Genomic DNA, 9,859 nt, shown 5'->3' with positions numbered 1-9,859 from the left:
TGCCTGCGATGGCGCAGGCGGGCGCCCGCCTGCTCCCCGGCCAGATACAGGCAGGGCACCAGCAGCAGGGTGACGAAGGTGGCGAACAGCACGCCGAAGGCCAGGGAGGTGACCATGGGGATCAGGAACTGGGCCTGCACGCTGGTCTCCGCCATGATCGGCAGCAGGCCGACAAAGGTGGTGAGCGAGGTCAGGATGATGGGGCGGAACCGGTCCTCGGCACCCTGGAGCAGGGCCTTCAGAATCGGATTCCCGGCAGCGCGCAGCTGGTTGATGCGGTCGATCAGCACCAGGTTGTCGTTCACCACCACCCCGGCACAGGCGATTACCCCCAGGAAGGAAAACATGCTCACCTGCCAGTTGAGAATCAGGTGGCCAAAGATCGCTCCCATCACGCCGAAGGGGATCGCGGTGAGCACCAGCAGCGGCTGGAAATAGGAGCGGAACGGGATCGCCATCAGGGCGTAGATCACCAGCATCGCCAGCACCAGATACTTGAGCATGGCGCTCATGAAGTCGGACTCTTCCTGCAGCTCACCGTCCAGGGCGAGGCTGAGCCCCGGATAGCGCTGCTGCCACCCCGGCAGATGCTCGCGCAGGATGGCATTGACCACTGCCCGGGGCTCCACACTGCCCGGCACCACCTCAGCGGACACTTCCAGGGTGCGCTTGCGATCGAGGCGGTCAATGGTGAGGTAGCCCGGCTCGTAGCGGATCTCGGCCACGGTGGCGAACGGAACCTCGTCGCCGGCGGGGGTGCGCACTCGCATCTCACTGAGGTTGTCCACCGACAGACGCTCGGCTTCGGGGTAGCGCACCATGACCCGCACGTCCTCCCGGGTCCGGGGAATGCGCTGCACCTCGGAACCGTAGAAGGCCTCCCGCACCTGCCGGGCCAGCTCGGCGAGGGTGATGCCCAGGTTCTCGGCCGCCGGTTTCAGCCCCAGCACGATCTCCTCCTGGGGGTCCTGCAGGCTGTCGTTGATGTTGTACACGCCCTGGTAAGTCTGCAACACCTTGCGCAACTCTGCAGCCACCGCTATCAGGTCCTCCAGCGATGCGGCCGCCGCCACCAGCCGGATCGGCTTGCCCATCTCGTTGATGGTGTAATCCATCTGGAAATCCTGCACCGGGGGCAGCTCGCCGATGACCTCGCGCCAGCGGTCGGCAAGCTCTCGGGTGTCGACTTCATCCGACACCGTTTCGATGATCACGCGGATCTGGTTGGCATTGCCGCTGGAGTCTATATGACCAATCGCGGGCCCCAGGGCTGCGAAAACCGGATCCTGGTTGTACTCCTGCTTGAGCTGCAACGCCGCCGACTCCACCTGGCGCAGCACGCGCAGGGTATCGCTGAAGGCACCTCCCTCGGGCAGCTCGATTTCGGCAATCACGTAGTCGGAGTTGATCGACGGAAAGAACGCCGAGCGCAGCCAGCCGCCGCCGTAAAGCGCCAGGCTCACCAGCAACAGACTCAGGAACGCAGCCGTCACCAGCAGGTTATGGCGCAGGCAGAGGGCCAGGAATGGCCGGTAACGCTGCCTGCCGAAGCGGGTCATGCCGTCGGCGAAGCGCAGGCGCAGGATCTCCAGCCGCCGCAGGGTGGCAAACCGGCTGGGCTTTACCGGCGGCATGTGCGCCAGGTGCGGCGGCAGGATCAACAGGCACTCCACCAGCGACAGGGCCAGGGCGATGATGACCACCGTGGGAATGGCAACCGCGGCCTGGGCCATGTCTCCCGGCATGAAGAACATGGGCACGAAAAAGATCATGGTGCTGACCACCGCGTAGATCACGGGCTTGATCACCGCCCGGGTACCGCTGATGGCCCCGGCGACACCCCGCTCCCCCGCCGCCTGGCGGGCATGAATGGACTCGCCGACAATAATCGCGTCGTCTACCACGATCCCCAGGATCAACAGGAAGGCAAACAGCGAGATCATGTTCAGACTGGTGCCGGTGTACTGCAGCAGGAACAGGGTGCCGACAAAGGCCACCGCAATCCCGACACAGACCCACATGGCCAGCCGGGGACGCAGGAACAGCACCAGCACCAGGAATACCAGGACCAGCCCGCCGATACCGTTTTTCAGCAGGGTATCCACGCGCCCCTTGAAGGGTACCGAGGAGTCCCGCCAGACCGCCAGTTCAACACCCGCGGGGAGCCGCTGGCGGGTCTGCTCCACCCAGGCATGCACTGTCTCGCTGGTGGCCAGGGTATTGGGGCTGGTGGTCACGAAGACATGCAGCGTGTGGGAGGGCTTGTCGTTGAAGCGGGTGCGCACGTCCACGTCTTCAAAGCCATCCACCACGGTGGCCACGTCCCGCAGCAGGACCTGGGTACCGTCGCGGCTAGTCACTACCGGAATACGCTCGAACTCAAAGCGGTCGTAGGCCTGGCCCCGGGTCTGCAGGCGGATATCGCCCCCGGCATCCTTGATCGCACCTGCGGGCAGGTTCAGGGAAGAGCTGCGGATAGCGGCGACCACGTCGCTGAAAGTCAGGCCATAGCGCCGCAGGGTGTACTCGGAAACTTCCACCGACACCTCGTAGGGTCGCGGTGTTTCCAGCTCCACCACGGAGACGTTGGGCTGAGCCGCGAGATCGTCGCGCAGCTGCTCCCCTAGCCGCTTCAGCTCTCGCTCGCTGAGGTTGCCCGCCAGCGACACCGCGGCCATATAGTGGCGAAAGGCCAGTTCGGTCACGATCGGGCGCTCGGCCTCCACCGGGAAGGTATTGATGGCATCGACCCGGGTCTTGATCTCGGCCGTCAAGCGCTGCATGTCGTAGCCGGCCTCCGCTTCCACTACCACCGTGCCGAGGCCCTCGCGGGCAGTGGAGCGTATTTCCTTGATCCCGCTGAGGTCGTGGATCGCCTCCTCGATACGGACGCAAACCTGCTCCTCAACCTCCCGCGGGCCCGCCCCGGGATAGGCCAGGGCAATGCTGACGCGGTTGAGCTCGAAGGTCGGGAAGAACTGCTTCTCCAGGGCTGGAACACCCAGTACTCCGCCCACCAGCAGGAACAGCATCAACAGGTTGGCCGCTATGGGGTTGTGGATGAACCAGCGCACTGGGCCGCCCACAATCAGCGACTCGCGCCGGCGACACGCGCCACTTCTTTGACCTCCACCCGCATGCCGGCAACCGTGACCGTGGGCTCGTGAACAATGACCCGGTCACCGCGCTGCAAGCCCTGCACCCAGACCCGGCCACCTTCGCTCTGCAGCACGCTGACCTCACGCGCCACCACCTGCTGGCGGCTGTCGACCAGCATCACCCCGGTGTCGCTGCGCAGGGCCGAGCGGGGAAGGCTGGCTACCGCCTCCAGCTCGCGCCCGCCCACGGTGGCGCTGACGAACATTCCGGGCACCAGCGGCGGACGCTCGCCCGCGGGACCGCGGGCAAAGGGCTCCCGGACCTCGGCTACCGCGTACACCACCCGGCTGTCCTCATCGATACGGGCATCGGTGCGCACGATCCGGCCCCGCCACTCCCAGTCGCGATTGGCGAAAGTTGCGCGCAGGGTGACCGCGGGCAACTCCAGCGCACTGTCATCGCTCCGGTAGTGCAGCGGCAGGTCCAGCAGGGCCACCTGACGATCGGTCAGCGGCAACCTGACCTCTACCGCATCCGTCGCATAGACGCGGGCGATACGGGTGCCGGGAGTGACGTACTGCCCGATATCGACCAGCTTCTCACTGATCCGGCCATTGAAGGGGGCGATGACGCGGGTACGCTCCAGATCCAGTTCAGCGGCGCCGAGGTCAGCCCTGGCAGCCTCCAGAGCCGCCCGGGCGGACGCCAACTGCGGCTCGCGCAGGAACAGGGCGTTGGCATCGGGGTTACCCAAATCGCGCCATTCACGCCCGGCTTGCAGGGCCCGGCCCTCCTCCTCAGCCACGCGCTGCTCCGCCGCCGCCACCTGGGAGCGGGCCCGGGCGATGGCAAAGCGGTAATCCACATCCTCAATACTGACCAGCAGGTCCCCGCTGCGAAAAAAGCTGCCGGCGGCAAAATCGGGCGCTGCGTCTTCCACCCTGCCCGCGACGCGGCTCACCAGGTCGATTTCGCGCACCGGGCGCACGGTTCCCTGGGTAGTTACGTTCAGCGCCAGCGACTGGGGCTCAACGCTGACCACATCCACCAGGGGCAATGTCTCGGGGGGCAGGGCCTCGGGTTCGGGGGCGGGTTTGGCCACCAGCAAGACCCAGGACAGGGCGCCCCCCAAGGCGGCGACGGCGGCTGCTCCCAACACTGAGCGCGAGATTTTCAAGGCCATGAGACACCTGACTGTTCGAGGCTATCGGGTAACCAGGGCTCAAGCCCTCCCCGGAAACCGTATCATAACGGGAACTGGTGAAAATACGCAGGATCGGCGGGGGCGGATGGCTGCAGCGGGAATATGTCACTTCTAGTAGGAACATTCTAATTTTTATCCCTATTGTAGGCGCATCGGTGTTGCATTACACCGCATCCAACAGGCAAGGAGTACTGACATGGCTGACGAAAACACCACATCTGCAACCGACACCGCCGCGAGCGCCTCGACCGCTCCCAAGCGCGCCACTGCCAAGCGCAAGGCAGCCCCGAAAACCGCCGCGAGCAAGACTGCCACCACCCGCAGGGGCCCCGGCCGGCCGCGCGCTGCCAGCAAGTCGGCAGCCGTGAAAACCGTGGAGAAAGTTGAAGCCAAGGCCCGCACCTACAAGCGTCGCGCCACCAAGGCAGCCACTGCCTACGAACGCGATGCGGAAAAGGCTGCCACCAAACTGGCCGGTCGCGCCCGTGCGGTAAGCCGCAATGCCTTCCTCGCCAGCCTCGGTTTCTACGGCAAGGCCTACGATGAAATGCAGGCACGTCTGGACCGACTGCAGGCCCGCCTGGATGCCCGCGGCAAGGCTGCCAACGTCGCCTACGCGGATCTGGTCAAGCGCGGCAGCAAGGTAGAGAAAGACGCCAAGGGCCTGATCAGTGAAATCGAGCTGCCCCGCCTGGAACTGGACGCCCTGAAGGATCGCAAGAAGCTGGAAGCGCGCCTGGCAAAGGCCCGCGCCCGCTTCGACGAGCTGCGCGCCTCGGTGGGCTTCCGCTCGGCTGCCTGAGCACCGCTTTCCTCCCTGCTGGTCAGGGACTGTTTTCGGGGTCACTATGTGGCCCCTTTTTTTTGTTTCTGGTTAAATGGCCGCCCGGGCGGCATTGTCAGTCACCGGCGCGGAGGACGACGCATGAGCGACGACAAGAACGAAAAAAGCAAAGTCACCGACAAGGCCGGAGAGATCGCCCGCAATATCTGGCTGGCGGGCGTGGGCGCCTACGGCCGGGCAGTGGATGAGGCGCAGGACAGGATGGAGAAAGCCGGCATGGAAACCCCAAAGCTGTTCCGCGAGCTGGTCAAGGCCGGCGCCGCGCTGGAGGACGAGGCCCGCAAGGGAATATCCAGCAGCAAGGCTGCTCGCGCATCGGTGGAAGAGCGCATTCACCGGGTGCGGGAGAGCTTTCAGCTGCAGCTGCCCGCCCGCGGCGAAGACCTGCTGGCACTGCATGAAAAAATTGACCGCCTGACGCGAAAGGTTGACGACCTTGCCGCGGCGCTGGCAGCCCAGGGCGGCCGCAAGCCCGCCGCCAGAAAGAAAGCTGCCACCCGCAGGACCGCAGCCAGGACCAAGGCGGCGCCCGGCCGCGGCAGGAGCGGTGGCAGCAAGCCGGCCTGAACCCCGGCTCCGGGCCTGCGCCTCTTGAAAACCCGCGACCGCATTCTCGTCACCAGTCTCGCCCTGTTCAACGAGGAGGGCGAGGCCCATACCACCACCATCGACATCGCCAACGAGCTGGACATCAGCCCGGGCAATCTCTATTACCACTTCAAGGGCAAGGACCAGATCATCGACGAGCTGTTCCAGCAATACGAGATTGCCCTGAGCGACACGTTGAGGGCGCCCCTGGAGGGGCCGCTGAGTGCCGAGCCGGGCGGGGTGGAAGACAACTGGTACTACCTGTACGTGGTGCTGGAGGACATGTGGCAGTACCGCTTCCTCTACCACAACCTGGACGACCTGCTGCAGCGCTATCCACCCGTGCGCAAGGGCTTTCGCCGCCTCCTGCAGTTGCAGCGCTCGGCGCTGCTGGCGATCTGCAACAATCTATTGGAACAGGCGGTGATCGACACCGATGAGGAACAGCTGCTGAGCCTGGTCGACAACATGACCCTGGCCCTGACCTACTGGTTCAGCTACGACCAGCTGCTGCACGAACCCCGCGCACCGCAGGTCATCATTCACCAGGGGGTCCTGCAGTTGCTGACCATGGTCGCCCCCTACCTCGGGGATGCCCAGCTGAACTTCTACCGCGACTGCCAGACCATCTTCGACAGTATGATCGAGGGCAGGTAAAGGGAGCCTCATCAGGAGGCAGCGCAGATCCCGTTTCATCTGTTATGATCTCCCACCACCCACAGGCCAACCCCAGCAACCAAGGAGCTGTACATGACAATCAAGGTCGGGGACAAGATCCCCTCTTCAACCCTCAAGACCATGGGCGAAAAAGGCCCGGTTGATATCACTACCGACGAGATCTTCAAGGGCAAGAAGGTTCTGCTGTTCGCAGTGCCGGGCGCCTTTACCCCGGGTTGCAGCGTCACCCACCTGCCCGGCTACGTGGTCAATGCAGACAAAATCAAGGCCAAAGGCGTAGACACCATCGCCTGCGTGGCGGTCAACGACGCTTTCGTCATGGACGCCTGGGGCAAGGCCCAGAACGCCGAGGAATTGCTGATGCTGGGCGATGGCAACGGCGACTTCACCGCAGCGCTGGGCCTGGAGCTGGACGGCACCGGCTTCGGCCTCGGCAAGCGCAGCCAGCGGTTCGCGATGATCGTGGAGAACGGCACCGTAACCCACCTGAATGTCGAGCCCGGCCCCGGGATCGATGTGAGCTCTGCCGACACCATGATGGCGCTGCTCTGACAGCTGACGGGCAGCGGGGCACGGCGCGCCCGCTGCCGCGCATCAGGCCAGCAGGATATAGCACAGGGTGCTGATCACCAGCGCCCCCATCAGATTTATCAGGAAGCCCTCCCGCGCCATCTGCGCTGTGGTAATCAGGCCACTGCCGTAGACCACCGAGTTGGGCGCCGTTGCCACCGGCAACATGAAGGCGCAGCTCGCACTCATCGCCGCGGGCACCATGATCAGTTCGGGCGGGATGTCCGCCGCCAGTGCCGCTGCCGCCAGTACCGGCATCAACAAGGTCGTGCTGGCCGTGTTGGATGTGGTCTCGGTCATGAAGGTAACCACCAGGCAGATCAGCAACAGCAGCAGCCACACCGGCATGTCCGTTGCCCCCACCAGCCACTGCCCCATCACCTCGCTCAGTCCCGAGGCCACGAATCCGCTGGCCAGGCAGATACCGCCGGAAAACAGCAGCAGCACACCCCAGGGGATGCTGCTGGCCCGCTCCCAATCCAGCAGGCGCCCACCCTTGCCGTTGGGCAGCACAAACATCACTACCACGGCCAGCAGCGCCACCGAGGCATCGTTGGCCTGGGGCAGGCCCAGCCAGGCCTGCCAGCCACCAAAGGGCTCACCGCGGGTAACCCAGGCCAGCGCCGTCAGGCCGAACACCAGCAACACCCGCTTCTCTTCGCTGCGCCAGCAACCCGTATCGGGCAGCTCGACGACAATCCGCCCGCTCAGGCCGCGGGTCAGCAGCAGAGCCATCAGCGGGATCATCACCACCACTACCGGTACCGCCCAGCCCATCCATGGGGTCAAGTTGATTGCAGCCCCCGTAGTCTGCTCGTAGACCTGCATGAAAATCAGGTTGGGCGGGGTGCCGATGGGGGTGCCGATACCGCCGACACTGGCGGCATAGGCCACTCCCAACAGCAACGGCACCGCCAGTTCCCGGCGCCGGTCCGTTGCCTCCAGCACCGCGAGCGCCACCGGCAGCAGCATGAGCGTGGTCGCGGTGTTGGAAATCCACATGCTCAGCGCGGCGGCGGCAATCATGAATCCCAGCACCAGCCGACGACCGCTGCTGGCGCCGACCAGCCGCACCATGCCAATCGCGATACGGCGATGGGCACCGGAGTGCTCCATGGCTTTGGACAGCAGGAATCCACCCAACAGCAGCAGGATCAGCGGGGAGCCGTAGGCCTGCCCCACTTCCGCCGGGGTCAGCACCCCCAACAGGGGCAGGAGGGCAATCGGCAGCAGGGAAGTGACGGGGATCGGCACCGGCTCGAACACCCACCAGAGTACACACCAGATCGCCACCATGCCGACAATCGCGATATCGCCGCTGTAGCCCGCCTGCAGCAACAGCAAAGCCACCGCCACAGCCAGCGGCGGCGTACCCCAGAGCAACAAACTGCGCCAGAAGGTCACTCGCTGGCAGCTCCGGGCATGGGCAGGCGAATGATGCGATCGCCAACGTAAGAGCCGATGTACAGGTCATTCCCGCGCTGCAGGGCCACCGTACCCGCGCCCATCGGCGGGCCTTCAAGCTGCAGCAGGGGTCTCGCTACCATGGTGGCTGGATCTATGGCCACAACGGTAAAAGGCAGCAGGCTGGGTGCGCCATGATCCTGCTGCAGACTGCGAAACAGCTGCCACAAGTTGGCCTGGTGGGAGGCCACCAGCAGACTGCCATCATTGGCCCAACTGGCATTGTCCGGCTTCTCTACCGCCACTTCCGCCAACAGGGCACCGCTGTCCACAGCGTGCCGGCGCACGCTGCCACCGAAGTAGACATTGAGGTAGAAGCTCTGCTCATCGGGCGCCAGGAGGATCCCGTTGGGATGGGCGCCCCCGGTCCCGGGCACTGGCACAAACCCCGAGCGGGGCCTCCAGCGGTAGACAAAACCCGTGTCGCGGCCGAACGCGGCCTGCACTGCCGACCACAGCGGCCAGCGCCGGTGCGCCATATGAGTGACCAGCAAGCTGCCATCCGCCAGCCCGATCACATCGTTGAGGTTGCCCTCCTCCGGCGCCACGGCACAGCCGCGCCAGACCGCCCGCGGCCGCCCGGTATCCGCGTCCAGCAGCTCGAAGAACTCCACTGACTCCCGCTCCGTGTGATTGACCACCAGCAACTGCCAGCGACCATCGGCCCGCTGGCGCAGGTCCAGGCCGTGGGCACCCAGCCAGCTGGTCGGCTGATCACAGCCCTCGTCGCCCCAAAGCTCCTCAGGTGCCAATACCGGGCCCGCAGGCAGCAGCGCATGTACGCTGTCGTCGCGGGTGTCCAGCAGCCAGAGCCCGCCGGGTTCGGCCATCTGGCCAAAGATCAGGTCGCGGCCATTGGGCGCGGGCACCAGATCCTCCGGCGCTGCCAGGCCGCAGATGGAACGGATGCCGTCGACCTCGTCGCAGGGCACGGCGGCCGCCAGTGCGGAAGGCGCGCCCAGGAGGAGCGCGGGAAGCACAAGGGCAAGGAGCGGCGTTATGCGCATTATCAATCCTCGTTGACCAGGCCTTGCATCCTGCCCAGCCTCGCGTGTTCTGTAAAGTACGAACGCTGCGCGGGCGGGTCCCCCTGGCGATCCCAGAGTCCGCTCTATCGCTCCATCCACGGCTTCGTTCGTGTGGCTTCGTTCGCTTGGCGGCCTGGCGGCCGCTGCGTCGCGTCGTGGGTCGCTTCGTTCGCGTGGCGGCCTGGCGGCCGCTGCGTCGCTCCGTGGGTCGCTTCGTTCGCTTGGCGGCCTGATGGCCGCTGCGTCGCTCCGTGGGTCGCTTCGTTCGCTTGGCGGCCTGGCGGCCGCTGCGTCGCTCCGGGAGGCGGGGACTCCGCTACTCCATTGCGGGCGCATGCGGCGCGCGTTCCTGCGGTGATCTTGCGCTGCCGTCTGGCCGCGCAC

General features: G+C 65.5%; 8 protein-coding genes. 4 read left to right on the top strand and 4 right to left on the bottom strand.

All coding sequences use genetic code 11. The annotated features are described in order from the left end of the window. Positions 1-3,074, bottom strand: a 3,074-nt coding sequence (locus RJQ10_RS07390) for an efflux RND transporter permease subunit (protein ID WP_350145153.1), incomplete at its 3' end; no start/stop codon positions are given. Positions 3,075-3,088: 14 nt separating this feature from the next. After that, entirely contained in the window at positions 3,089-4,282 is a 1,194-nt protein-coding gene (locus RJQ10_RS07385; protein ID WP_350145151.1) for an efflux RND transporter periplasmic adaptor subunit, read from the bottom strand. A gap of 217 nt (positions 4,283-4,499) precedes the next feature. Between RJQ10_RS07385 and RJQ10_RS07380 the strand changes: the two genes are divergently transcribed. The 4 genes from RJQ10_RS07380 (at position 4,500) to RJQ10_RS07365 (ending at position 6,965) form a co-directional block, all read left to right on the top strand. Beyond that, positions 4,500-5,105: a hypothetical protein gene (locus RJQ10_RS07380; RefSeq protein WP_350145149.1), complete on the top strand. Its 606-nt coding sequence runs from the start codon at positions 4,500-4,502 to the stop codon at positions 5,103-5,105. Between the two features lie 123 nt (positions 5,106-5,228). Continuing rightward, positions 5,229-5,714 carry a phasin family protein gene (locus RJQ10_RS07375; protein ID WP_350145147.1) on the top strand — a complete coding sequence of 162 codons (486 nt, stop codon included), beginning with the start codon at positions 5,229-5,231 and terminating at the stop codon, positions 5,712-5,714. Positions 5,715-5,738: 24 nt separating this feature from the next. Further along, the gene (locus RJQ10_RS07370; RefSeq protein WP_350145145.1) at positions 5,739-6,392 is read left to right on the top strand and encodes a TetR/AcrR family transcriptional regulator; all 654 of its coding nucleotides are present in this window, start codon (positions 5,739-5,741) and stop codon (positions 6,390-6,392) included. Between the two features lie 93 nt (positions 6,393-6,485). After that, on the top strand, positions 6,486-6,965 hold the full coding sequence (locus RJQ10_RS07365; RefSeq protein WP_350145144.1) for a peroxiredoxin: 480 nt from the start codon (positions 6,486-6,488) through the stop codon (positions 6,963-6,965). Positions 6,966-7,007: 42 nt separating this feature from the next. Here the strand turns inward: RJQ10_RS07365 and RJQ10_RS07360 are convergent, their stop codons facing one another. Continuing rightward, entirely contained in the window at positions 7,008-8,387 is a 1,380-nt protein-coding gene (locus RJQ10_RS07360; protein ID WP_350145142.1) for an SLC13 family permease, read from the bottom strand. Continuing rightward, positions 8,384-9,454, bottom strand: a complete 1,071-nt coding sequence (locus tag RJQ10_RS07355) for an SMP-30/gluconolactonase/LRE family protein (RefSeq protein WP_350145140.1) — start codon at positions 9,452-9,454, stop codon at positions 8,384-8,386. Before RJQ10_RS07355 ends, RJQ10_RS07360 begins: the two co-directional genes overlap by 4 nt. Positions 9,455-9,859: the final 405 nt, after the last annotated feature.

Source organism: Haliea sp. (genome assembly GCF_040222615.1).
In the GTDB taxonomy this organism is placed as follows: domain Bacteria; phylum Pseudomonadota; class Gammaproteobacteria; order Pseudomonadales; family Halieaceae; genus Haliea.
The sequence above is the reverse complement of the archived record's forward strand: the minus strand, read 5'-3'. Positions and strand labels throughout refer to the sequence as shown.

Bases quoted from the DNA above. Each gene is read 5' to 3' on its own strand.
- RJQ10_RS07385 (WP_350145151.1), bottom strand. From the start codon at position 4,282: ATGGCCTTGAAAATCTCGCGCTCAGTGTTGGGAGCAGCCGCCGTCGCC.
- RJQ10_RS07380 (WP_350145149.1), top strand. From the start codon at position 4,500: ATGGCTGACGAAAACACCACATCTGCAACCGACACCGCCGCGAGCGCC.
- RJQ10_RS07375 (WP_350145147.1), top strand. From the start codon at position 5,229: ATGAGCGACGACAAGAACGAAAAAAGCAAAGTCACCGACAAGGCCGGA.
- RJQ10_RS07365 (WP_350145144.1), top strand. From the start codon at position 6,486: ATGACAATCAAGGTCGGGGACAAGATCCCCTCTTCAACCCTCAAGACC.
- RJQ10_RS07355 (WP_350145140.1), bottom strand. From the start codon at position 9,454: ATGCGCATAACGCCGCTCCTTGCCCTTGTGCTTCCCGCGCTCCTCCTG.